We start from the raw sequence: 22,515 nt of genomic DNA, 5'->3' as shown, positions 1-22,515 counted from the left end.
CTCAGCGTGCCGCGATCGCCGCATCGCTGGCAAGCTGATCGGCGCGCTCGTTGTCGGGGTGGCCGGCATGGCCCTTGACCCATTTCCACTCGACCCTGTGCGGTTTGACGGCTTCGAGCAGTTCGATCCACAGATCGGCATTCTTGACCGGCTTCTTGTCGGAGGTCTTCCAGCCATTCTTCAGCCAGCCGTGAATCCATTTGGTCAGACCATCCATCACATAGCGGCTGTCGGTGGAGAGCGTCACGCGGCAGGGCCGCTTGAGCGCCTTCAGCCCCTGGATCGCGGCCATCAATTCCATGCGATTGTTGGTGGTGTGCGCCTCGCCGCCCGAGAGTTCCTTCTCGACGCCGCCCATGCGCAGCAGCACGCCCCAGCCGCCCTTGCCCGGATTGCCCTTGCAAGCGCCGTCCGTGGCGATTTCGACATGCTGGAGTTCGGTATCGGTCATGCGAAAAGCGTTGCCCCATGTTCGGCGTAGAAATCGAGGCGGCGCAGATAGGCGAGGGGATCCTTGCGGGTCACCATCGCATCGGCGGGCGTGTTGAGCCAATCCCATGCGCGGCTGAGCAGGAAGCGGATCGCGGCCCCCTCGGCCAAGACCGGCAGTGCGGCGCGCTCGTCATCGCTCAGACCGAAGCTGGCGGTGTAACCTTCGATCAGCGCGCGGCCGACCTGGGCATCGTAATTGCGGCCGGTGCCGTCGAATGCCCATGCGCCGTGCATCACCGCGACATCGTAAGCGCGGATGTCGGTGCAGGCGAAGTAGAAGTCGATCAGGCCGGTGACCTGCTCCCCGAGCATCAGCACATTATCCGGGAAGAGATCGGCATGGATCGCGCTGACCGGCAGGTGCGAGGGCCAGTCGGCCAGCACGCGATCCAGCGCCTGCGAGACGCGATCGAACAGCCCGGCCTGAATCGAATCGAGATCGCGGCCGCACCGCGCCAGTTGCTCCGCCCAGGTCTGCGCGCCCATCGAATTGACGCGGGGCTGCGCGAAATCGGCGAGGCCGGCGTGCATCCGGCCCATCGCCTCGGCGGCGGCGCGCGCCTGTGCCGGGGTCGGATGCGTCACCGACACGCCGGAGAGGAATTCGATCAGGCAGGCCGGGCGGCCCTCCAGTTCGTGGATCAGGCGGCCGTCGCGGTCGGGGATGGCGGGCGGCACCTTGTTGCCGCGCTTCGCCAGATGATCGAGCAGCGCCATGAACCAGGGCAGATCGGCGGCATCGACGCGCTTTTCGTAGAGCGTCAGGATGAAGCGGGCAGTGGTGGTGTCGACCAGATAATTGCTGTTCTCGACGCCTTCGGCGATGCCCTTTGCGGACACGAGTTCGCCGGCGTCGAACCGCGTGAGGAACGCCGAAAGCGCTTCCGCCGAAACCTGTGTGTAAACCGCCACCTTACCCCCTCATCATCCTTGCGGATGCGGGGACCCATCCCGCGGACGCGGCGCGGGCACAACCGCAGTTTCGCTTGGGACGGGCATAGGAGACGAGTCCCCGCTTTCGCGCGGATAGCGATGGGAGGTCACGCCGCTTCGAGGCCGCGGGGCAGCTTGAACACCACCTTTTCGGCCACGGTTTCGACTTCGCGTTCGGTCACCTCATAGCGTTCGGCGATGCGGGTGACGAGTTCGCGGACCAGCACTTCCGGCGCCGACGCGCCGGCGGTGACGCCGACGGTTCTGGCGCCCTCGAGCCATGCGAAATCGAGATCGGCCGCGCGCTGGACCAGCCGCGCGGGCTTGCCGCTACGCTCGGCGACTTCGACCAGCCGCAGCGAGTTGGACGAATTGGGCGCGCCGATTACCAGCATGAAATCGCATTGTTCGGCGATGGCTTTCACCGCGCCCTGGCGGTTCGACGTGGCGTAGCAGATGTCGTCCGGTCCGGGCGCGAGAATGTCCGGGAAGCGGCGCTTGAGCACGGCCAATGTCGCGGCGGTGTCGTCGACCGAGAGCGTGGTCTGGGTGAGGAAGGCGAGGTTGGTGGGATCTGGCGGCGAGACCGATTCCGCGCCCTCGACATCCTCGACCAACGTCATCGCGCCTTCCGGGACCTGTCCGAAAGTGCCGATCACTTCGGGATGGCCGGCATGGCCGATGAAGAGGATGTGCCGCCCGGCCGAGACCAGCCGCTCGGCCTGGCGATGGACCTTGGAGACCAGAGGACAGGTGGCGTCGAGATATTCGAGGCCGCGTTCGGCAGCCTTTGCAGGCACCGCCTTGGGCACGCCGTGGGCGGAGAAGACCACCGGCACGTCGTCGGGCACCTGATCGAGTTCGTCGACGAAGATCGCGCCCTGTGCCTTGAGCGTGTCGACCACGAACTTGTTGTGGACGATCTCGTGCCGGACATAGACCGGGGCGCCATATTTCTCGATCGCCAGTTCGACGATGCGGATGGCGCGGTCGACACCGGCGCAGAAGCCGCGCGGGGCGGCGATGAGAAGGTCTAGCGGCGGCCTTATTCCGGACATGGGGCGTCCCTACGCGATTGCTTGCACCGGCGGAAGGCGCTTCCTATGGTGCTGGCCACGTTTCGGGCCGGTGCGCAATGCTCACGGCCCGTTTGTCTGAAAGGTGCCCCGTGTCGCTCGCCAAGTTCGCAATCCCCGCCCTCGCCCTGATCGCTCTGGGCGGTTGCAAGAAGACGGGTGAGATCGAAGCCGTTGGCGGAGTCGGCATCACCGCCGTCCGCTCGCCCTGCCCGCATGTCGCGGTGCCCGCCGGAACCGGCGACATCACCACCTTCAACCCGCCGTCGAGCCGCGAGGCAGCGGCGATCGACGTGGTGGCGGTGCTCACCAACGTCACGTCGACCTGCGACGATTCGGGCGAGCAGGTGATCACGACGATCAATTTCGACGTGCAGGCGCGCCGCGCCAGCGCCGAGGGCGCGCGTACCGTGTCGTTCCCCTATTTCGTGACGGTGGTTCGCGGCGGCACGTCGGTGACCGCCAAGCGCATCGGCCGCGTGACGGTGAATTTCGAGCCGGGCCAGCTCCGCGCATCGGCTCAGGGCACCGCGACCACCCAGGTCTCGCGCGCCGCAGCGACGCTGCCCGCCGACGTTCGCGAGCGCCTGACGCGCAAGCGCAAGGCAGGCGATACCGACGCGGCGATGGACCCGCTGGCCGATCCGGCGATCCGCCAGTCGGTGCTGTCGGCGACGTTCGAAGCGCTGGTCGGCTTCCAGCTGACCGAGGAACAGCTGCGGTATAACGTTACCCGCTAGGGTTTCTTTTTCCTTCGCCCTCTGCCGCGACGGCGCCGAGATTGGCGCCGCTGCGCCTGGGGCGGAGGCGCATCAGCCGTTTCTCGACGATTTCGTGGAGCAGGATCGCCACCGCGACACAGGCGGCGACCAGCGTGACGGCGATCGCCAGCCGCGGCAGCCCTTGCAGGCCCAGCGCGAAGATGACCTTGACGCCGAGCGACAGCACCGTCGTGTGGACCAGATAGAGCGCGTAGGAAAAGTCGCCCGCATAGACGAGCCAGCGCGGCACCCGGATTCGCCCGGCGCGCTCGGCAGTGACCATGCCGATCACCAGCAGTGCGGCACCCAGCCCGGTGCCGTTGCGCGTCAATCCTTCGGGCAGGGCGGTGAACTCGTCGGCGAACGCCGCGCTGGCGAACATCAATGCGCCGCCCGCGATCCACAGCATCGGCCATGACACGCCGCGCCGGGCGATCCGCGCCGCGACCGCGCCATAGAGGAACAGCAGGATCCACGGGCTGGTGACGAACGAGAGCGGGAAGGGCGGATCGGGCAGGAACAGGCGCGAGACGGCGGCTGCTGCCCACAGGATGATCAATGGCTTGAACAGCCGGGGAAAGGCGATCAGCCCCGCGAAGACGAGATAGAAGAACATCTCGAACTGGAGCGTCCACGCGACATTGAGCAGCGGCAGCCCCTGCGTCGGAAGCAGCAACAGACTGGCGGCGATGTAGCCCGGATCGGTGGCGCGGGCGTCGCCGAGACCGGGCATCAGGAAATAGACCGGGATCAGCGGCACGACCGCCACCAGATAGGGGGGATAGACCCGCAGCGCGCGCTTCCACAGGAAGCGACCCGCCGTCCGCGTATCGCCCAGCCTGTCGCCGTACAGCCAGGTCATGAGGAAGCCGCTGAGTACGAAGAAGAAGTCGACGCCGGTATGGCCGATGCGGAACGGGGCGAAGAGCTCCTCCGGGAAATATTTGGGCAGGCCGAAGATCGAGACGCTCAGGTGGAACAGCACCACGGCCATCGCCGCGGCCGCGCGCCCGGCCTGAAGGGTGTTCAACTGATCGCCGGTCTTTGCCTCTGGCACCAAATCACCCCCGCATGCGCCGCGAGCTTAGCGATTGTGCGCTGCAACGAGCAACCCTCGCCGGGCGGCCGGATGCGATGGGCCGATGATTTCAGGCGCCGCTCGCCAGCCAGAGGCGCGCAGCGACTTCGGAAATGAAATATTCGTGTAAGCGGGTGCCGAGGATCCGGCGCATCTGCATCTTCGCCAGCGATCCGGGGACGATCATTGCGATACGGTCGCCGTCGAGATGGCAATGCATCGTCCCGCCGGCGAGAACCTGCGTCACTTGGGGCGTCTGGACGCCGACATCCTTCAGATTGACGAGGACGCGAACATGGCCCCCGGGCTTGCGGATCCGCCCCAGCAGATCGTGATAGTCGCGCAGATGGGCATGGAGCTGCGAAGGCGTCCACAGGCCATGCCCGGATACGATTACCAGCCCGCTTTCCGGCTCGACCGCGAGATCCAGCGGGCCGGGAAGCAGCGTGCTCGAGCCCGGCGCGAAGCCATCGAGCGGACGCGCGATCACTGCGGCGGCGCTCATGCCGCGCGCACCCGAGAAAGCGCGGACCAGCCGAGCCAGTCCATCGCCAATTCGCGGCTATCGAAGACCTGATATTCGATTCCCTGAAGCAGCCGGCGGCATTGCATCCGCATCAGATAGCTGGGCACGACCAGCGCATATTTTTCGCGCCGTAGGAAGCGGATTTCGTCGACGGTGGCCGCCACGCGCTCCGCGATCTCGGCGGTGTGGAGCACCAGACCGTCGAGATCGGACAATATCGAAAGCGAGACCGAGCTGTGGCGATCAGCCCATTCGCGAACATCGACCATCTGGCGATGGAATATATCGGCATCGCTCATGCTCCATTGCCCGCCGGCGCAAATCTCCACGCGGTTCCGGAATCGATCGAGACTGACGGTGCATTGCATGGCGGCTCACCGGTATAGGCTGATAATTTTCCGGTTTTTCCGTTGGATGGGTTAAATCTTCCGGCAAAGGGGGGTGGGTAGAAATACGGGCGCGGGACCTTGCGGATGCCGCCGCCGGGACGGTCCCGCCTGTTTATGCCGCAAGCGCGATTGACTCGAATCGGGGGCGCCGCCAAGGCTGCGCATGTCTGTTGCGGTTCGCCGTGACGGACGCGCGAGGGAGAGTGGGGCAGGCGACTGCCTCCGCCGAAGGAGCAACCGCCCCGGAATCTCTCAGGCATCAGGGACCGCGCGCGTCAGGACACTCTGGAAAGCGCTCGCCGCCAAGGGATTTTGGTGTGCGAGCCACCGAAGGGGTAAGCTGCCGTCAGGCGGCGAAAGCTCTCAGGTTCCCGTGACAGAGGGGGCGATGGACCGGACGGCGCGCAGGCGCCCACGGCCTGTCGAATCCTCGAATCCGGAGTGCCGTGATGAGCCTGGACGTCCAGACCGATACCGATAGCGAACCCGAGATTCTGACGCTGCCGCTGGATGCCTGGCATCGCGCGCGGGGCGGCCGGATGGTGCCGTTCGCGGGTTATGAGATGCCCGTCCAGTATGAAGGCATCATGGCCGAGCATCTGTGGGTGCGCGAAAATGCCGGGCTGTTCGACGTCAGCCATATGGGACAGCTGACCTTTTCGGGTGAAGGGCTGGATGCCGCGCTCGAAGCGCTGATGCCGGTGGACATGGCCGCGGCGAAGCCGGGCCATCCGGTCTATTCGCTGCTGCTGGCCGAGAATGGCGGCATTCTCGACGATCTGATGCTGACGCGGCTGGAAAGCGGCGACATCTACATGGTCGTCAACGGCGCGTGCAAATGGGACGATATCGGCCATTTCCGCGAGCATCTGGCCGACGAAATCACTCTCAATCACATGGAAGAGCACGCGCTGCTCGCGCTGCAGGGCCCCAAGGCGGTCACCGCGCTGTCGCGCGTGATCCCCGGCGTCGAGGCCCTGGTGTTCATGCAGGGCGCGGCGTTCGCATGGGAAGGCCATGAGCTGTGGATCAGCCGTTCGGGCTATACCGGCGAGGACGGGTTCGAGATTTCGGTGCCTGCCGCCGGCGTCGAGGCGCTGGCCGATGCGCTGACCGCGCAGGACGAAGTGAAGCCGATCGGACTGGGCGCGCGCGATTCGCTGCGGCTGGAAGCCGATCTGCCGCTCTATGGCCATGACCTCGACGAGGAGACCACGCCGGTTTCCGCCGCGCTGGGCTTCGCGCTGAAGAAGCGCCGCCGCGAGGAAGGCGGTTTCCCCGGTTACGATCGCATCATGGCCGAGCGCGAGAATGGCCCGATCCTCAAGCGCGTCGGCCTGATCGTCGAAGGCCGACAGCCGGTTCGCGAAGGCGCGCTGGTGGTCGATGCCGAAGGCAGCGAAGTCGGCAAGGTCACCTCGGGCGGGTTCGCCCCGACGGTCCAGAAGCCGATCGCAATGGCCTATGTCCCCGCCGCAAGCGCAACGCCCGGCAGCCGCATCACGCTCACGCAGCGCGGCAAGATCCATCACGCGGAGGTCGTTCCGATGCCCTTCGTCCCCCATCGCTACGTCAGAAAGGGAGCCTGACCCATGAGCCGCTATTACACCGAAGATCATGAGTGGGTCGAAGTCGACGGCGACATCGGAACCGTCGGCATCAGCGACTATGCGCAGGGCCAGCTGGGCGACATCGTGTTCGTCGAGACCCCCGACGAAGGCAAGGAAGTGGCCAAGGGCGATGAAGCCGCCGTGGTCGAGAGCGTGAAGGCCGCGTCGGACGTCTATTCGCCGGTTTCGGGCACCGTCATCGAAGGCAATCCGGCGCTGGCCGACACGCCCGAGCTGGTGAACGAGGATGCCGAAGGCGAGGGCTGGTTCTTCAAGCTGACGCTGAGCGACACCAGCGAGCTGGAAGGCCTGATGAACGAGAGCGCCTACGCGGATTTCGTGAGCAAGCTGTAAGCCTTTGACTCCCCTCCCCGCAAGGGAGGGGCTGGGGGTGGGTGGCGAGCGCAGCGAGCGCTCCCGCGGCATCCCCAAACAGCGGCGTCGGAGGCATCGAGCCTCCGTTGCCGCTAACCCACCCCCATCCCCTCCCTTGCAGGGAGGGGGGAGATTTGCGTGATGCGCTACCTGCCCCTTACCCATGCCGATCGTAAGGACATGCTGTCCGTCATCGGCGCGAAGACGATCGATGACCTGTTCGTCGATGTGCCCGGCGCCGCCGTGCTCGATGGCCCGATCCACGGCCTGCCGCTTCATGCCAGCGAGCTGGCGGTCGAGCGGCACATGACGGCATTGGCGAAAAAGAACCTCGCCGCCGGCGATGCGCCGTTCTTCCTTGGGGCGGGTGCGTACAAGCACCATGTGCCCGCCAGCGTCGATCACCTGATCCAGCGTGGCGAGTTCCTGACCGCCTATACGCCGTACCAGCCGGAGATCGCGCAGGGCACGCTGCAGATGATGTTCGAGTTCCAGTCGCAGGTCGCGCGGCTGCTTGGCTGCGACGTGGCGAATGCGTCGATGTACGACGGGTCGACCGCGTGCTGGGAAGCGATCGTGATGGCGCGGCGGGTGACCCGGCGCGGCAAGGCGATCCTCTCGGGCGGTTTGCATCCGCATTATGTGTCGGTCGCCAACACGATGGCGAAATATACCGGCGACGTGCTCGACACGCGCCTTCCGGTGCTGGGCGCGACGCCGGACACCGACGATCTGATCGGGCTGATCGACGCCGATACGTCGTGCGTCGTGGTCCAGTATCCCGATATCCTTGGCCGGATCGCCGACCTTTCGGCGCTGGCCGATGCGTGCCATGCGAAGAAGGCGCTGCTGATCGCGGTAGTGACCGAGCCGGTGGCGCTGGGGGCGATCAAATCGCCGGGCGAGATGGGCGCGGACATCGTGGTGGGCGAAGGCCAGTCGATCGGCGTCGGCCTGCAGTTCGGCGGGCCCTATGTCGGCCTGTTCGCCTGTTCGGAAAAGCTGGTGCGGCAGATGCCGGGGCGTCTCTGCGGAGAGACCGTCGATGCCGAGGGCAAGCGCGGCTTCGTGCTGACGCTCTCCACCCGCGAGCAGCATATCCGCCGCGAGAAGGCGACGTCGAACATCTGCACCAGCTCGGTGCTGTGCGCGCTCGCCTGGTCGATCCATATGACCCTGCTGGGTGAAGCTGGTCTTCGCCAGTTGGCGACCAAGAATCACATCGGCGCAATCGGGGCGAGCAATGTGCTGTCGCAGGTGCCGGGTGTCGAATTGGTGACTCCGGTCTTCTTCAACGAGTTCACGCTCAAATTGTCCAAGGAAGCGCGACCCGTGGTTCGCCAACTCGCCGACAAGGGCATTCTCGCAGGCGTATCGCTCGGTCGGCTCTATCCGGGCGTTGAGAGCCTTGAGAACGGCCTCGTCGTCGCGGTCACTGAAACCACCACGGAGGAGGACGTCGCGACGCTTGCCTCCGCGCTCCGGGAGGCGCTGGCATGAGCACGATCAACCAGAGCGGCTGGCGTCCGACCACCCCGGAAAAGGGCGATAGCGACACCTCGACCTTCACCGGCAACCGCGCACTGATGCTGGAAGAGCCGCTGATCTTCGAGATCGGTTCGACCGAGACGACGGGCGTGGACTTCGATTTTGAACCCGGCATGGGAGCTTATGAAGATCGGCTGGGCGGCCTCGCCCGCACCGCGCCGATCGGCCTGCCGGGCCTGTCCGAGCCGGAGACGGTGCGCCACTACACCCGCCTCAGCCGCCAGAACTACGCGATCGACCTCGGCCTGTTCCCGCTGGGCAGTTGCACGATGAAGCATAATCCGCGCCTGAACGAGCGCATGGCGCGGCTGCCGGGCTTCGCGGACCTGCATCCGCTGACGCCGGTGGATTCGTGCCAGGGTGCGCTGGAAGTGATCGATCAGCTTGCCCATTGGCTCATCACGCTGACCGGGATGCACGCCGTGGCGATGAGCCCCAAGGCCGGGGCACACGGGGAATTGTGCGGCGTGCTCGCCATCCGCGCGGCGCTCGATGCGCGCGGGGAGGGGCATCGCAAGATCCTGCTCGTGCCGATCAGCGCGCACGGGACCAATCCGGCGACGGCGGCCTTCGCCAACTTCACGGTGGAGGATATCCCGGCGACGGACGATGGCCGCGTCGATCTCGCGGCGCTGAAGGCGCGGCTGGGGCCGGACATTGCGGGCGTGATGATCACCAACCCCAACACCTGCGGCCTGTTCGAACGCGACATGCGCGAGATTTCGGACGCGGTTCATGCGGCTGGCGGATACGTTTATTGCGATGGCGCGAACTTCAACGCGATCGTCGGCCGGGTGCGTCCGGGCGATCTGGGCATCGATGCGATGCACATCAACCTGCACAAGACCTTCTCGACTCCGCATGGCGGCGGCGGGCCGGGCTCCGGGCCGGTGGTGTTGTCGCAAGCGCTGGCGCCCTATGCGCCGCTGCCCTTCGTCGAGAAGACCGCAGGCGGCTTCCGCCTGGTCGAGGAAGAAACCGCCGACGAGCATCATGCCGGCACCTTCGGCCGGATGGTCGCGTTCCACGGCCAGATGGGCATGTTCACCCGTGCGCTGACCTATATCCTCAGCCACGGCGCGGACGGCCTGCGTCAGGTTGCCGAGGATTCGGTGCTCAACGCCAATTACATCCTGCGTTCGATGGAAGATCTGCTCGACGCGCCGTTCGCGAAGAGCGGGCCGTGCATGCACGAAGCGATCTTCAGCGATAAGGGATTGCCGGAAGGCTTCTCGACGATCGACGTGGCCAAGGGCCTGATCGACGAAGGGTATCACCCGATGACGGTCTATTTCCCGCTCGTGGTGCACGGCGCGATGCTGGTCGAGCCGACGGAGACCGAGTCCAAGGCGACGCTCGACCAGTTCATCGGCGCGTTCCGTTCGGTCGCTGCGCGGGCGAAGAATGGCGATCCCACGGTCAAGACCGCGCCGCACTTCGCGCCCCGCCGGCGGCTCGACGAGACGCTGGCTGCGCGCAAGCCGGTGCTGGCGTATAAGGAACCGGCGGTCGCCGAAGCAGCGGAATGAGGCGCCGGGGCGCCGCCATCGCGGCGCCCCGGACGCTCAGCGCAGCGGCAGGAACAGGTCGGTCACGGCTTCGTGTTCCGGCACGTCGGGGAAGAAGCTGACGCGCTGGCAATAGAGGGGGAAGTCGCGGGCTTCCTCGCCGCTTTCGGGCAGCCAGTCGCGATAGAGGAACAGCGCCGCGCCTTCGAGGTCGTCGCTCGATCCGGTGACGCGCAGCACCGCGCAGCGCCCGCCGGGGATCAGCCCGGCTTCCACGCCCGCATCATTGGGTTCGACCTCGCGACCGGTGCCCGCGCACAGATCGAGGCGATAGTCCTCGGGCGGCGTGGTGCGCGGATCGGCGTGGAAGACGTTGAACGTCGCGCTGCGGTCCGGCCGCAGCCCGGCGGTCTTGCGCCACGCGATGAAGCGCTGGATCGTGTCGCCGATCCGGGCGGGGCTGCCGCGATGGGCCATTACCGCGACGGGCGTGTCGGGCGTGTCGCGGATCGTTACCTGATCATGGGTGTAGGTCGGGGTCATGAGCGTGGTCCTTGCCTGAGTGAGTGGCCCGAAGGCCGCAAGCCACGGTTCCCAGTCGGGAGATTTCCGGAAGTCCGACGGCGCCTGTCCGAAGCGCTGCCGGAAGGCGCGCGCAAAGGCATCGGGCGCGTCGTAGCCGGCATCCAGGGCGATGCCGGTGATGCTCGCATCGTTGCGATAGGCCAGCCGGTACGAAGCGCGCTTCATGCGGGCGAGCTGGACATAGCGATGGAGCGAGACGCCGAAGGTCGCGCCGAACTGACGGTGGAAATGATGCTTCGAAAAGGCGGCCACCGCGGCGAGCGCATCCAGCCCGATATCCTCGTCGAGATGCCGGTCGATATGATCCAGCACCCGCTGCATCCGGGCTCGATAGGTTCTGGCGGCGATCTCGTTCATCGCATTCTCCGTGGCCCCGCCAGCTAGGCGGGCGGGGACCTGCCGCGCTCGACCGATCTTGCGCTTCTCGTGCCGCTCAGTCGCGCGCGATATAGGCGGGCGGCACCGCGTCGGTCAGCCAGACGCCGTTGCTGGAGAGGCGGAACACGATGCCCGCCTGCGCCATCGCGCCCGCCGCAATGCGAAGGATCACTGCGTCGCCGCGCCGCGCGCCGACCCGTGTCGCGGTCTCGACATCGGGCGAGAGGTGGACGTGATGCCGCGACATCGGCTTCAGCCCCTCGGCGAAGATCGGATCGAGGAAGCGTTCGACCGTGCCGTGGAACAGCCATTCGGGCGGCTGGGCGGCCGGCCAGTCGAGATCGACTTCGACCGAATGACCCTGACGGCAGCGGATGCGCGCACCATCCTCCGACAGCTCGAAGCGCTGCTTGTCGCTTTCGGCGACGGTGCGCTCGAGATCGGCGCGGCTTTCGGTCAGCCCCTCGCGAGCGAGCGCGGCCATCACGTCGGGGACCGGCGCCCAGCCGGTTTCGTCGAGCGTCAGCCCGCCGGCTTCGGGAGCGTGGCGCAGCCAGTAGGACAGGGCCTTGGAAATCTTGCGTGTCATGCCCGGTTCCTATCGCATAACGGGCAGGGGCGGGAGGCCGATCAGAACCAGCGGCGGACGCTGGCCTTGTAGGCGCGATACGGCTCGCCGAAGCGTGCCTCCATATAGGCTTCCTCCGCTTCGATCACCTGACGCTGGATCACGAACACGACCGGCACGAGCAGGATCAGCGCGACCAGGCTGTCGCACACCAGGGCGATGCCGGCATAGGTGAGCGCCATGCCGAGATACATCGGGTTGCGCGTCCAGCGATAGACGCCGTCGGTGACGATGCTGGTGCTGGTCTTCCACGGCTCGGCATTGGTGCCGGCCCTGCGGAACAGGCCGATGGCGGTCAGGATGATCGCCATGCCGGCCACGATGCCGATCCAGCCGAACATATTCTCGAGATAATTGCCGAAGGGCAGGCCGGGGCCGTCGAGCGCGAGGCCGATCAGCAACACGCCCAGAAACACCAGCGGCGGCGGAAACTTCACGCCTGGGCTGTCCCGTTCGACCTTCATTTCCGCCTCCCCGATCCGCGTTCCAGATGCCCGCGAACGCAGCCCCGCGCAACCGGTCTTGCCAAGTCGCATCGCCTGCGGAACAAGTCGCCACATGAACAATCAGGCCATTCAGGCGGGCTGGATCAGCTACGCGATCTTCTTCGTGGTGCTGGTGGCGGTGGTCGCGTTCCGGATGCGGCGGATGAGCCGCGAACGGCCGTTGAAGATCGAGCAATTGTGGATCGTCCCCGCCATCTACGCGCTGCTCGCCGCGTTCCTCTATTACCGCTTTCCGCCGCACGGGATGGTGATCCTGTGGTGCTTCGTCGCGCTGGGTCTTGGCGCGCTGGCCGGATGGTGGCGCGGCAAGATGATGCACATCGCGGTGAACCCCGACACGCACGAAATCAGCCAGAAGGGATCGATGGCGGCGATGCTGTTCCTGCTGGGCATCATTCTGGTCCGCTATGCCGCGCGCGAAATCGCGCTGCTGGGCGGATCGAGCCTGCACCTCGACATCCTGACCGTCACCGATCTGCTGATCGCCTTCGCGCTCGGGCTGCTGAGCGCGCAGCGGATCGAGATGTATCTGCGCGCCAAGCGCCTGCTCGACGAAGCACGCAACCGGTGAAGCGCCACGCGCCCGCGACCGAGCGCAACCGCGATCCGATCGCGGCGGTGCTGGCGGAAGAATTGCCGGGCGAGGGCGTGGTGCTGGAGATCGCCAGCGGGACGGGGGAGCATTGCGCGGCGTTCGCGGCGCGGTTTCCCTCCTTGCGCTGGCAGCCGAGCGACCCGGATAAGGATGCGCTGGCGTCGATCGCCGCATGGTGCGCCGACCTGCCCAACGTCCTGCTGCCGCTGGAGATCGATGCCTCGAAGGACTGGCCGGTGGCAAGCGCCGACGCGATCCTGTGCATCAACATGGTGCATATCAGCCCGTGGGCGGCGACATTGGGGCTGATGGCAGGGGCGGGGCAGTTGCTGGGGTCCGGCGCGCCGCTGATCCTCTATGGTCCCTACCGCCGGCGCGGTGTGCCGACTGCGCCGTCGAACGAGCAGTTCGAGCTGTGGCTGAAGGACAAGAGCCCCGAATATGGCCTGCGCTTCGTCGAGGATGTGAGCGACGTGGCAGCGGCGCAGGGGCTGACGCTGCAACGGCTGGTGGAGATGCCCGCCAACAACCTCATGCTGGTGTACCGCCATGACGCCTGAAATCATCAAGCGGGTCGATAATTTCACCGACGCCGCCTTTGCCTTCGCCGTCACGCTGATGGTGGTCGGCGCGGGCGGATCGGGCGCCGATGCGGCAACGCTGGAGAGCGCGGTGGCGGCGATCCCGTCCTTCGCGATCGGCTTTGCGATCATCACTTTGTTCTGGTTCAGCCATGTCCAGTGGCGCGCATTGCGCGGGCCGGGCGATGCGCGGTCGCTGCTGCTGACCCTGCTGCTGATCTTCATGGTGCTGGTCTATATCGTGCCGCTGCGGGCGATGTCGGTGGCGTTCGCGGCGTTCCTGATCGGCAATCACGACGCCTATCGCGGCGGGCTGGGGCACCTCTTCACCATCTATGGCTTCGGCTTCACCGCCATGTCGGCGATCACCGTGCTGCTGTTCCGCGATGCGCTGCGCAATCAGGATCTCGATCCGGAGAAAAGGCGGATGGCGGCGGGGCAGAGCTGGATCTGGCTGATCCTCGCCACGACCGGGCTGGCCTCCACGCTGCTCGCGATGATTCCGGGCCCGCATCTGTTCGCCCCGTTCCTGTACGCCACGCTGCCGGTGACGATCGGCATCTTCTCGTGGCGGTGGCGCTGGGCCGCCTAGAGGCTCATCTCCACCGGCTTTTCCTGGTGCCGCTTGTGCTCGCGCCAGACGATATAGAGGCCGCTGGCGATGATGATCGGCGCGCCGAGCCAGGTTGCGGGCGTCGGCAGCACCGAGAAGAACAGCCAGCCATAGAGGGTGGCCCAGACGAGGCTGGAATAATCCATCGGCACGACCGCCGAGACCGGCGCCATGCGTAGCGATGCGGTGAGCGCAAGCTGCCCGATCCCCCCGATGATCCCGGTCGCGCCCAGCAGCGCGAAGGTGGTCAGATCGTGCGGGCGCATGTCGAACGCATAGGCGATGAACAGCGGCGGCAGCGACAGGACCGAGAACCAGAAGACGGTGGTGCCGGCGGCTTCGGTCTTGCCGAGCTGGCGCAGCTGGATCGCGATGATCGCGACGAGGAAGGCGGCGGTCAGGCCGACCGCGGTGCCGTAAAGCGGGAAATGGCCGTCGCCGGGCTGGGCAACGATCAGCACGCCCGCGAATCCGGTCGCCACCGCCAGCCAGCGATGCCAGCCAACGCCTTCGCGCAGCACCAGCGCGCCGAGGATGGTCGCGAAGATCGGTACGGTGAATTGCAGCGTGGTCGCTTCGGCCAGCGGCAGCAGCACGATCGCGCCGAAATTGAATACCATGCCGGTGAGGCCGACGACGGTGCGGCCGATATGCGCGCCGATCCGCTTCGTCCGGATCGTGTGGAGGCCGGGGCCGATCGCGAGCCATGCGGTGACCAGCGGCACCGCGAAGAGCTGGCGATAGAACAGGATCTCGATCAGCGAGGCGCCGCGCGCCTCGACCAGCTTGATCGACGCCGCCATCGTGGCGAGGCAGGCGATCGCGAAGAGGCGAAGGCCGATGCCGGACAGGATGCGATCGGAGGACACGCCCTTCCGCTAGGGACAGCGCGCCCGAGGCTCAACCCCGCTTGTCGGGGCGATCGCGGCTACTCGACCTGGCTCATCATCATCGCAGTCACCAGATCGGAGGTGTCGGCCGGCAGCGAATCCACCGCTTCCCACAGATAGACGCCGATCGCGCATTGCTGCCACGCAGGCGCCGAGGGCATGCCGTAGGGCGAGGTGAAGACCTGAAGATCGGTGTCGCTCATCCCCGCGATGCGCATCGCCTCGATCAGCGGAACGGCTTCGCTTTCGCGCCATTCCTTGGGGATTTCCCGCTTTGCCGGGCGATCGCGACCCGCTGCGGCTGCTTTCCACACCGCGACATTGGCGTCCATCAGCAGCGGACGAATCTCTCCCTGCACATTGGGAACGAAGACCGCGCCGGTCATCACGAACTGGGCGCAGAGCATCACGTCGTGGTTCTCGAGCGCCTTCAGCAACGCCCGCCGCGTCTTGCGGACTTCGATCAGTTCGGCGCGGGGTGCCTGTGCCACGGCCTGGACATGGCTTTCGGCGGATTTCTTCAGGAAGTCATAGCCTTCGCGGCGGATGGTCTCGAGGCTCGATCCGCCGCGCATCAGCTTGGACATGCGATGGGTGAAGTCGGTCAGTTCCTGGGGATGGGTGGTCTTCATCGTCGTGAACAGGCGCCCCGCAAACGGGTCCTGCATCAGTTCGGCTTCGATCGTCTCGGGCGCGGTGCGGCGATTCTTCTCGGCGATCTGCCACCAGAAGGCGCCGCCCAGCGCCGCGAGCAGCAGCAGGACGATGCCGATTCCCGTCGCGACCGAGCCGCGCGAAATGCCGCCGCGCCCTGCGTCATATGCCATGATGCTCCCCCCTGAGCGCGACTAGATCAGCGCAACCGCACCAAATCAACCCGCCCCCTTTGAAACCGGGGCCCTTTGCCGCTATCCGCACGCGCATGATCAAGCACGCCCTCACCGTCACCCGCGAAGCGGATTTCAACGCCTGGTATCAGGCCGTCATCACCGAAGCCGACATGGCCGAGGAAAGCGGCGTTCGCGGCTGCATGGTCATCCGGCCGTGGGGCTATGGAATCTGGGAACGGATCCAGCGCCTGCTCGACGACCGCATCAAGGCATCGGGATACGACAACACCTATTTCCCGCTATTCATCCCGCTCTCCTATTTCGAGAAGGAAGCGGACCATGTGGAAGGCTTCGCCAAGGAGATGGCGGTCGTCACGCATCACCGGCTGATCGGCGACGGCAAGGGCGGGCTGATGCCCGATCCCGCCGCGAAGCTGGAAGAGCCGCTGATCGTGCGGCCGACCAGCGAGACAGTGATCGGCGCGGCTTTCAGCCGCTGGGTCCAGTCGTGGCGCGACCTGCCGGTGCAGATCAACCAGTGGGCGAACGTGGTGCGCTGGGAAATGCGCACGCGCATGTTCCTGCGCACCAGCGAGTTCCTGTGGCAGGAAGGCCATGCCGCCTATGCCAGCGCCGATCAGGCGCGCGAGGAGACGCTGAAGGCGCTCGAACTGTATCGCAGCTTCGCCGAGGACTGCGCGGGCATCCCGGTGATCGCGGGCGAGAAGCCCGAGCATGAACGCTTCCCCGGTGCGGTTTCGACCTATTCGATCGAAGCGATGATGCAGGACGGCAAGGCGCTGCAGGCGGGCACCAGCCACTTCCTGGGCACCACTTTCTCGTCGGCGCAGGACATCAAGTTCCAGAACGCCAGCGGCGAGCTGGAACTGGCGCAGACGATCAGCTGGGGCATGTCGACCCGCATGGTCGGCGGCCTGATCATGACACATGGCGATGACGATGGCCTGCGCGTACCGCCCCGCCTTGCGCCGTGGCAGATCGTGATCGTGCCGATGCTGCGCGACAATGACGAGGACGCCGCGCTGATCGACTATTGCAAGGGCGTGCAGGCCGAACTCGCCAAGCTGTATGCGTTCGGCGAGCCGGTGCGTGCGCTGCTCGACCTGAAGTCGGTCAAGGCCGCGACGAAGCGCTGGGGCTGGGTCAAGAAGGGCGCGCCGATCGTGATCGAAGTGGGCGGGCGCGACATGGCCGGCGGCAACCTCTCGGTGATCCGCCGCGACCGGCTGTACCGCGAGGACGGCAAGCTCGACAGCGCCGTGGTGGCCAAGGGCGACTTCGTGGGTGGCGCAGTGGCGGCGCTGGAGGAAGTCCAGACCACGCTGTTCACCCAGGCGCGCGACCGGATGCAGGCGAATATCCGCCGCGACGTGACCGAGTTCGCGGACTTGCAGGCCTTTTTCGAAAAGGGCGGCAAGTTTCCCGGCTGGCTCGAGATCAACTGGTCGAAGCCGAGCGGCGAAGAGCTGGACAAGGTGGTCGAGCGGCTGAAAGCGCTGAAGCTGACCGTGCGCAACGTGCCGGGCGACGCCGCGCCGGCGACGGGCAATTGCATCTTCACCGGCAAGCCGGCGGTGGAGCGGATCCTGATCGCCCGGGCCTATTGATCCCGTGCGGACGCTGTTCGTCACCCAGCTCTACGAGCAGCCGCTGGGCGACGAAGCGCTCGTCGCCGAGCTGGAGGACTCGTGCCTCCAGCTTGCCGAGGACGATATGGCGGGGCGGCGCTGGTGCCGCGAGCATGGCTATCGCGGGTACACCAGCTACGCTTCGCTGAACGACCTCCCGATCCGCGATCCGGCCTTTGCCGATCTCAAGCGCCTGCTGGACAAGCATGTCGCGAAGTTCGCGCTGGCGAGCGCGTTCGAACTGGCGGGCAAGAAGCTCAAGCTCGACAGCCTGTGGGTCAATGTCCTCGACGGCAAGGGCGGGCATAGCGGGCATATCCACCCGCACAGCGTGGTTTCGGGCACCATCTATGTCGCGCTGCCCAAGGGTGCGCGCGGGCTGAAGCTGGAGGACCCCCGGCTGGCGATGATGATGGCCGCCCCGCCGCGCCGCGAGGACGCGCCGGAGACGCTTCAGGCCTTTGTCGAAGTGACGCCCGAGGTGGGGACAGTGCTGCTGTGGGAAAGCTGGCTGCGCCACGAAGTGCCGCCGGGTTCGGGCAGCGAGAAGCGGATCAGCGTCAGCTTCAACTATCGCTGGTAGCTCAGCAGATCACCAGCGTGAGCGAACGCATCAGGTTGCGATCGATCGGGGCGTCGAAGCGGCAGCCGAGATATTCGCCGTCGTTCCATGCCACGGTGGCCGAAACGGGCTGGTCGCCGCGCAGGCGGAGCCAGATCCTGTCGCCCACCGCGTGCGAGACCTGACAGGCGAGGCGGCAGCCATAGACCGACAAGTCGTGCAGCATCGCTTCGACCGGCGACTTGTCGCGGCCGCTGACCTTCGTTTTGGTCAGCAGGATGCGGTGACGCGCTGCTGCGCGCTGTTCGACAAGCGCAGGTGTGACCGTCCTGAATTGTGTTGCCCGAGTCGCCATAACCCTCCGCCCGGCGCGAGACTGAGGTTCAGGCTTTAACAAGGGTTTAAGAGGGCGGCTCCATCGCTGCGATCCGCCGCCCCGGACATGCGACCGGCGGCCGGAGGAAGCGTCATTCGTCGAGAATCGCGGCCACCTTTGCCGCCGACTCGGGCGCGTGCAGCCCGACCTTGCTGCGCCGCCACAGCACGTCCTCGGCAGTGCGCGCCCATTCGCGATCGCGCATCCAGCGGACCTCGACCGTGCTGAGGCCGCCGCCCAGATCGTCGAGACCGGTCACGCCTTCCAGCATCTCGCCGATCGTCGAGCCATAGGCATGGGCCATGCGCCGGGCGCGTCCGGTGCCGAGAAAGGGCCATTGCGCGGCGACCTTTGCCGCGAAATCGTCGAACCCGGCGATCGCGCCGCCGGGGAAGACGCGGGCGCGGGTCATCGGCTGGACGGGGACATCGAGCAAGGGCGCGAGCTTCTCCAGCGCTTCCTCGGCCAGCGCGCGGGCGGTGGTGATCTTTCCGCCGAAGACCGAGAGCAGCGGGGCGCCGGCCTGATCGATTTCGAGCACATAGTCGCGCGTCACTGCCTGTGCCTTGGCCGCGCCGTCGTCGTGCAGGGGACGGACGCCGGACCATTTCCACACGACATCGGCGGGGGCGACCTGCCGGGTGAAATAGCGGTTCACCGCGTCGAGGAGATACTGAACCTCGTCATCCGAGCAGACCGCATCCTCGGGCTTTTCCACCGGAATGTCGGTGGTGCCGATCTCGGTGAAGCCGTTCTCATAGGGGATGGCGAACACGATGCGGCGGTCGGGCTGCTGGAGGATATAGGCGTGGTCCCCTTCGAACAGCCGGGGCACGACGATATGGCTGCCCTTGACCAGCCGCACCTCCGAACGCGGATCGACATCGACCCGATCGAGCAAGGAGCGGACCCACGGCCCGGCTGCGTTGACCAGCCCGCGTGCTTCCACGGTGCGGCCGTCCGACAATTCGGCCTTCCAATATTCGCCTTCGCGGCGAGCGTCGAGCAATTCGGTGCGCGTTGCGATCTCCGCGCCGTGCGCTGCGGCGTCCAGCGCGTTGGCGAGGGTGAGGCGGGCGTCGTCTACCCAGGCGTCGGAATAGACGAAGCCGCGATGGTCGCCCTTCAGCGGATCGGTGAATTCGGTGTCCGCGGCGTGCAGGCCGCGCGAACGGGGCAGCGAGGATTTGCCGGCCAGCAGGTCGTAGAGATAGAGGCCGGCGCGCACCATCCACCAGGGCCGCACCGCATGGGCATGGGGCAGCACGAAGGTGAGCGGACGGATCAGATGCGGGGCGGCGGCGAGCAGGCGTTCGCGCTCGTGCAGCGCTTCGCGGACCAGCCGGAATTCATAGGTTTCGAGATAGCGCAGCCCGCCGTGGATCAGCTTGGTCGAAGCCGAGCTGGTGTGGCTGGCGAGGTCGTCCTTTTCGACCAGCAGCACCTTGAGTCCGAGCAGGGATGCCTCGCGGGCGATGGCGCAGCCATTGATGCCGCCGCCGGCGATCAGGAGATCGTAAGTCATCACCCCGATTCGCGTTCCGCAAAATGTCGCGTAAGTCGCATTGTTCGTGACCTTTGCCCGAGGGGTGTTGCGTCAAATTGCGAGGTGACGGAGCGCCATCTGTCGTCCGTCGATCCTCAAAGGAAGCAGCCGAAATCCTACATTGCAACCGCGAGGGGATGATTTCCGGTGCGCAAATCCCTATCTTCAGGGCCAATGAAAAACCAGAAACAGAAAAATGGGCTGCCCACGCGGCAGCAGATCATCGATTTCATCACCAATTCCGATACTCCGGCAGGCAAGCGCGAGATCGCGCGGGCGTTCGGACTGCATGGCAACGACAAGATCGCGCTGAAGGCGCTGCTGAAGGATATGGCCGACGAGGGCCTGATCGACGGCGCACCCGGTCGCGCCTTCCACAAGATGGGCGGACTGCCCAAGGTGACCGTGCTGCGCGTCACCGACGCCGATGGCGACACCGTCTGGGCGGTGCCCGAGCGCTGGGAAGCTGAGGGCGTCCCGGTGCCCCGGCTGCGCGTTCGCGAGAAGCGCGGCAAGGGCAATGCGCTGGGCGTGGGCGACCGCATCCTCGCGCGCACCGAAGAGGCCGGGAAGGGCTGGATCGCGCACCCGATGAAGAAGCTCGCGCGCGGCGAGGAGCTGATGCTCGGCGTGCTGCGCGAGGAAGGCGGCAAATTGTGGCTGCAAGGCGTGGAGAAAAAGGAACGCCGCGACTTCATGGTCTCCGACGCGGGCGATGCCCAGCCGGGCGATCTGGTGCTGGCCGAGAAGGCCGGGCGACCGCCGCGGATCACCGCGCGGGTGACCGAAATCCTGGGCGATCCGTTTCAGCCGCGCAGCTTCTCGCTGATCGCGATCCACAAGCATGGCATCCCCAACGTCTTCTCGCAGGAGCTGCTCGACGAAGCGGCGAAGATCGCGAAGCAGCCGCTGGGGGATCGTGAAGACCTGCGCCATTTGCCGATCCTCGCGATCGATCCCGCCGATGCGCGCGACCATGACGATGCCGTGTGGGCGACGCCCGACGACGATCCGAAGAATGCGGGCGGATGGAAGGCCATCGTCGCGATCGCGGACGTCAGCTTCTATGTGCGCCCCGGTTCCGAGCTGGACCGCGAGGCGCGCAAGCGGGGCAATTCGGTCTATTTCCCGGATCGCGTCGTGCCGATGCTGCCCGAGGTGCTTTCGGCGGACGTCTGTTCGCTGAAGGAAGGCGTCGATCGCGCGGCGCTGGTCTGCCACCTGCAGGTTTCGAAGGACGGCGATCTCAAATCGTGGCGCTTCGCCCGCTCGGTCGTGCGGCTGATCGGCAATGTCGCTTATGAGGATGCGCAGACCATCGCCGATGGTCCGGGGTCCGAGCGCGCGCTGCTGAACGAGAAGCTGGCGCCGGGAACGGAGAAGCGGGCGGCGATCGAGGCGGCGCTGAAGCCGCTCTGGGATTGCTGGGGCGCACTCAACAAGGCGCGGGCGCGGCGCGAGCCGCTGGACCTCGATTTGCCCGAGCGGCGGATCGTGCTGGACGAGAAGGGGCGCATCCTGTCGGTCGCGCCGCGCGAGCGGCTGGATGCGCACAAGCTGATCGAGGATTATATGATCGCGGCGAATGTCGCGGCGGCCAAGGCGCTGGAGGGCAAGAAGGCCCCGGTGATGTACCGCATCCACGAGCCGCCCGCGCGCGAGAAGCTGGTCGCGCTGAAGGACTATCTCGAGACGTTCGACATCGCCTTCGCGCTGGGTCAGGTGATCAAGCCGCAGACGTTCAACCGCATCATCGCCAAGGTGGGCGACGCGGACTATCGCGACGAGATCATGCAGCAGGTGCTGCGCAGCCAGACCCAGGCCTATTACGGTCCGGCGAACCACGGCCATTTCGGCCTGTCGCTGGGCAGCTATGCGCACTTCACGTCGCCGATCCGGCGCTATGCCGATCTGGTGGTCCATCGCGCGCTGGTGGCGGCCTATGCGCTGGGGCCGGGCGGGGCGATCGAGGACGACGCCTCGATGGAGAAGACCGGTACGCATATCAGCCAGCTCGAGCGGCGGGCGATGGAAGCCGAGCGGGACACCATCGACCGGTATGTGGCGGCCTATCTCTCCGCCCATGTCGGCGAAGTGATGGAAGCGCGGATCACCGGGGTGCAGAGCTTCGGCTTCTTCGCGACAGTGGACGGCGTGGGCGGCGACGGGCTGGTGCCCGCGCGCGACCTCGGCACCGAATATTATCGCTATGACGAAGCCGGACAGCGGCTGGTGGGCGAGCATAGCGGGGACGAGTTCAAGCTGGGCCAGCGGCTCCAGCTGCGGCTGGCAGAAGCCAATCCGGTCAACGGGGCGCTGCGCTTCGAACTGCCCGACGGCAAGGGTTCGGCAGGCGGCGAGCGACAGGACCGGCATCGCAAGGGCGGGCCGAAGCGCGTCATCAAGCATCGCGGCCGGCCGGCGAATATCCGGCATCAGGGCAGGAAGCGGTAAGGAGCGACGGCGATGGCGGGGCAGGG

The 22,515-nt window shown here is 66.4% G+C and carries 24 protein-coding genes and 1 riboswitch; of the genes, 11 read left to right on the top strand and 13 right to left on the bottom strand.

The features are described from left to right. Position 1 precedes the first annotated feature (1 nt). From rnhA to ispH, 3 genes are all read right to left on the bottom strand, one after another. A complete protein-coding gene (gene rnhA / locus HHL13_RS09740; RefSeq protein WP_169555475.1) occupies positions 2 to 451 on the bottom strand; it encodes a ribonuclease HI in 450 nt (149 codons plus the stop codon). Then, positions 448 to 1,404, bottom strand: a complete 957-nt coding sequence (thrB, locus tag HHL13_RS09735; RefSeq protein ID WP_169555474.1) for a homoserine kinase — start codon at positions 1,402 to 1,404, stop codon at positions 448 to 450. The genes rnhA and thrB overlap by 4 nt, the downstream gene beginning before the upstream one ends. Before the next feature lie 128 nt (positions 1,405 to 1,532). Next, positions 1,533 to 2,483: a 4-hydroxy-3-methylbut-2-enyl diphosphate reductase gene (gene ispH / locus HHL13_RS09730; protein WP_169555473.1), complete on the bottom strand. Its 951-nt coding sequence runs from the start codon at positions 2,481 to 2,483 to the stop codon at positions 1,533 to 1,535. Positions 2,484 to 2,593: 110 nt separating this feature from the next. On the opposite strand from ispH, the gene HHL13_RS09725 reads away from it, so the two are divergent. Then, positions 2,594 to 3,241 (top strand): hypothetical protein, encoded by a 648-nt coding sequence (locus tag HHL13_RS09725; protein ID WP_346775534.1) that lies wholly within the window; start codon positions 2,594 to 2,596, stop codon positions 3,239 to 3,241. Here HHL13_RS09725 and HHL13_RS09720 read toward each other — a convergent pair. The 3 genes from HHL13_RS09720 to HHL13_RS09710 all read right to left on the bottom strand — a co-directional run bounded on the left by HHL13_RS09720 (position 3,231) and on the right by HHL13_RS09710 (position 5,165). Next, positions 3,231 to 4,319, bottom strand: coding sequence for an acyltransferase (locus HHL13_RS09720; RefSeq protein ID WP_169555472.1), 1,089 nt, complete (start codon positions 4,317 to 4,319; stop codon positions 3,231 to 3,233). The two genes, HHL13_RS09725 and HHL13_RS09720, sit on opposite strands and share 11 nt — an antisense overlap. Before the next feature lie 91 nt (positions 4,320 to 4,410). Further along, positions 4,411 to 4,845: a hypothetical protein gene (locus tag HHL13_RS09715; RefSeq protein WP_169555471.1), complete on the bottom strand. Its 435-nt coding sequence runs from the start codon at positions 4,843 to 4,845 to the stop codon at positions 4,411 to 4,413. Continuing rightward, positions 4,842 to 5,165 carry a hypothetical protein gene (locus tag HHL13_RS09710; protein WP_169555470.1) on the bottom strand — a complete coding sequence of 108 codons (324 nt, stop codon included), beginning with the start codon at positions 5,163 to 5,165 and terminating at the stop codon, positions 4,842 to 4,844. Before HHL13_RS09710 ends, HHL13_RS09715 begins: the two co-directional genes overlap by 4 nt. Before the next feature lie 276 nt (positions 5,166 to 5,441). Continuing rightward, positions 5,442 to 5,534: riboswitch (glycine riboswitch) on the top strand. A gap of 170 nt (positions 5,535 to 5,704) precedes the next feature. Between HHL13_RS09710 and gcvT the strand changes: the two genes are divergently transcribed. From gcvT to gcvPB, 4 genes are all read left to right on the top strand, one after another. Continuing rightward, positions 5,705 to 6,844, top strand: a complete 1,140-nt coding sequence (gene gcvT / locus HHL13_RS09705; protein ID WP_169555469.1) for a glycine cleavage system aminomethyltransferase GcvT — start codon at positions 5,705 to 5,707, stop codon at positions 6,842 to 6,844. A gap of 3 nt (positions 6,845 to 6,847) precedes the next feature. Then, positions 6,848 to 7,219, top strand: a complete 372-nt coding sequence (gene gcvH, locus HHL13_RS09700) for a glycine cleavage system protein GcvH (RefSeq protein ID WP_169555468.1) — start codon at positions 6,848 to 6,850, stop codon at positions 7,217 to 7,219. Positions 7,220 to 7,381: 162 nt separating this feature from the next. After that, positions 7,382 to 8,740 carry an aminomethyl-transferring glycine dehydrogenase subunit GcvPA gene (gene gcvPA, locus HHL13_RS09695; protein ID WP_169555467.1) on the top strand — a complete coding sequence of 453 codons (1,359 nt, stop codon included), beginning with the start codon at positions 7,382 to 7,384 and terminating at the stop codon, positions 8,738 to 8,740. Further along, positions 8,737 to 10,317, top strand: coding sequence for an aminomethyl-transferring glycine dehydrogenase subunit GcvPB (gene gcvPB, locus HHL13_RS09690; RefSeq protein WP_169555466.1), 1,581 nt, complete (start codon positions 8,737 to 8,739; stop codon positions 10,315 to 10,317). Before gcvPA ends, gcvPB begins: the two co-directional genes overlap by 4 nt. A 36-nt stretch (positions 10,318 to 10,353) precedes the next feature. Here gcvPB and HHL13_RS09685 read toward each other — a convergent pair whose 3' ends face one another. The 3 genes from HHL13_RS09685 to HHL13_RS09675 form a co-directional block, all read right to left on the bottom strand. Beyond that, positions 10,354 to 11,238, bottom strand: coding sequence for an AraC family transcriptional regulator (locus HHL13_RS09685; RefSeq protein ID WP_206376880.1), 885 nt, complete (start codon positions 11,236 to 11,238; stop codon positions 10,354 to 10,356). A 76-nt stretch (positions 11,239 to 11,314) separates the two neighbouring features. Further along, positions 11,315 to 11,848, bottom strand: coding sequence for an RNA 2'-phosphotransferase (locus HHL13_RS09680; protein ID WP_169555465.1), 534 nt, complete (start codon positions 11,846 to 11,848; stop codon positions 11,315 to 11,317). A gap of 41 nt (positions 11,849 to 11,889) precedes the next feature. Next, on the bottom strand, positions 11,890 to 12,351 hold the full coding sequence (locus tag HHL13_RS09675) for an isoprenylcysteine carboxylmethyltransferase family protein (RefSeq protein ID WP_169555464.1): 462 nt from the start codon (positions 12,349 to 12,351) through the stop codon (positions 11,890 to 11,892). 94 nt (positions 12,352 to 12,445) lie between these two features. Here HHL13_RS09675 and HHL13_RS09670 point away from each other — a divergent pair, with 94 nt between their 5' ends. Genes HHL13_RS09670 through HHL13_RS09660 form a run of 3 tightly spaced genes read left to right on the top strand, consistent with a single transcriptional unit; the run spans position 12,446 to position 14,161 of the window. Continuing rightward, positions 12,446 to 12,964 (top strand): CcdC protein domain-containing protein, encoded by a 519-nt coding sequence (locus tag HHL13_RS09670; protein ID WP_169555463.1) that lies wholly within the window; start codon positions 12,446 to 12,448, stop codon positions 12,962 to 12,964. Beyond that, positions 12,961 to 13,548: a DUF938 domain-containing protein gene (locus tag HHL13_RS09665; protein WP_169555462.1), complete on the top strand. Its 588-nt coding sequence runs from the start codon at positions 12,961 to 12,963 to the stop codon at positions 13,546 to 13,548. Before HHL13_RS09670 ends, HHL13_RS09665 begins: the two co-directional genes overlap by 4 nt. Further along, the gene (locus HHL13_RS09660; RefSeq protein WP_169555461.1) at positions 13,538 to 14,161 is read left to right on the top strand and encodes a TMEM175 family protein; all 624 of its coding nucleotides are present in this window, start codon (positions 13,538 to 13,540) and stop codon (positions 14,159 to 14,161) included. The genes HHL13_RS09665 and HHL13_RS09660 overlap by 11 nt, the downstream gene beginning before the upstream one ends. On the opposite strand, the gene HHL13_RS09655 is transcribed toward HHL13_RS09660, so the two are convergent. Both HHL13_RS09655 and HHL13_RS09650 read right to left on the bottom strand, forming a co-directional pair. Further along, complete coding sequence (locus tag HHL13_RS09655; protein WP_169555460.1) at positions 14,158 to 15,051, bottom strand: DMT family transporter; 894 nt, start codon at positions 15,049 to 15,051, stop codon at positions 14,158 to 14,160. The genes HHL13_RS09660 and HHL13_RS09655 overlap by 4 nt on opposite strands. A 59-nt stretch (positions 15,052 to 15,110) precedes the next feature. Beyond that, entirely contained in the window at positions 15,111 to 15,899 is a 789-nt protein-coding gene (locus HHL13_RS09650) for a hypothetical protein (protein ID WP_169555459.1), read from the bottom strand. Between the two features lie 95 nt (positions 15,900 to 15,994). Between HHL13_RS09650 and HHL13_RS09645 the strand changes: the two genes are divergently transcribed. After that, positions 15,995 to 17,530 carry an aminoacyl--tRNA ligase-related protein gene (locus HHL13_RS09645; protein ID WP_169555458.1) on the top strand — a complete coding sequence of 512 codons (1,536 nt, stop codon included), beginning with the start codon at positions 15,995 to 15,997 and terminating at the stop codon, positions 17,528 to 17,530. A gap of 4 nt (positions 17,531 to 17,534) precedes the next feature. Next, positions 17,535 to 18,134 (top strand): TIGR02466 family protein, encoded by a 600-nt coding sequence (locus HHL13_RS09640; RefSeq protein ID WP_346775533.1) that lies wholly within the window; start codon positions 17,535 to 17,537, stop codon positions 18,132 to 18,134. A 1-nt stretch (position 18,135) separates the two neighbouring features. On the opposite strand, the gene HHL13_RS09635 is transcribed toward HHL13_RS09640, so the two are convergent. Both HHL13_RS09635 and glpD read right to left on the bottom strand, forming a co-directional pair. Further along, a complete protein-coding gene (locus HHL13_RS09635; protein ID WP_169555457.1) occupies positions 18,136 to 18,468 on the bottom strand; it encodes a PilZ domain-containing protein in 333 nt (110 codons plus the stop codon). A 112-nt stretch (positions 18,469 to 18,580) separates the two neighbouring features. Then, complete coding sequence (glpD, locus tag HHL13_RS09630) at positions 18,581 to 20,014, bottom strand: glycerol-3-phosphate dehydrogenase (RefSeq protein WP_169555456.1); 1,434 nt, start codon at positions 20,012 to 20,014, stop codon at positions 18,581 to 18,583. Positions 20,015 to 20,209: 195 nt separating this feature from the next. On the opposite strand from glpD, the gene rnr reads away from it, so the two are divergent. Then, a complete protein-coding gene (rnr, locus tag HHL13_RS09625) occupies positions 20,210 to 22,489 on the top strand; it encodes a ribonuclease R (RefSeq protein ID WP_169555455.1) in 2,280 nt (759 codons plus the stop codon). Positions 22,490 to 22,515: the final 26 nt, after the last annotated feature.

This window comes from Sphingomonas sp. G-3-2-10 (assembly GCF_012927115.1).
Taxonomy (GTDB): Bacteria; Pseudomonadota; Alphaproteobacteria; order Sphingomonadales; family Sphingomonadaceae; genus Sphingomonas.
The sequence above is the reverse complement of the archived record's forward strand: the minus strand, read 5'-3'. Positions and strand labels throughout refer to the sequence as shown.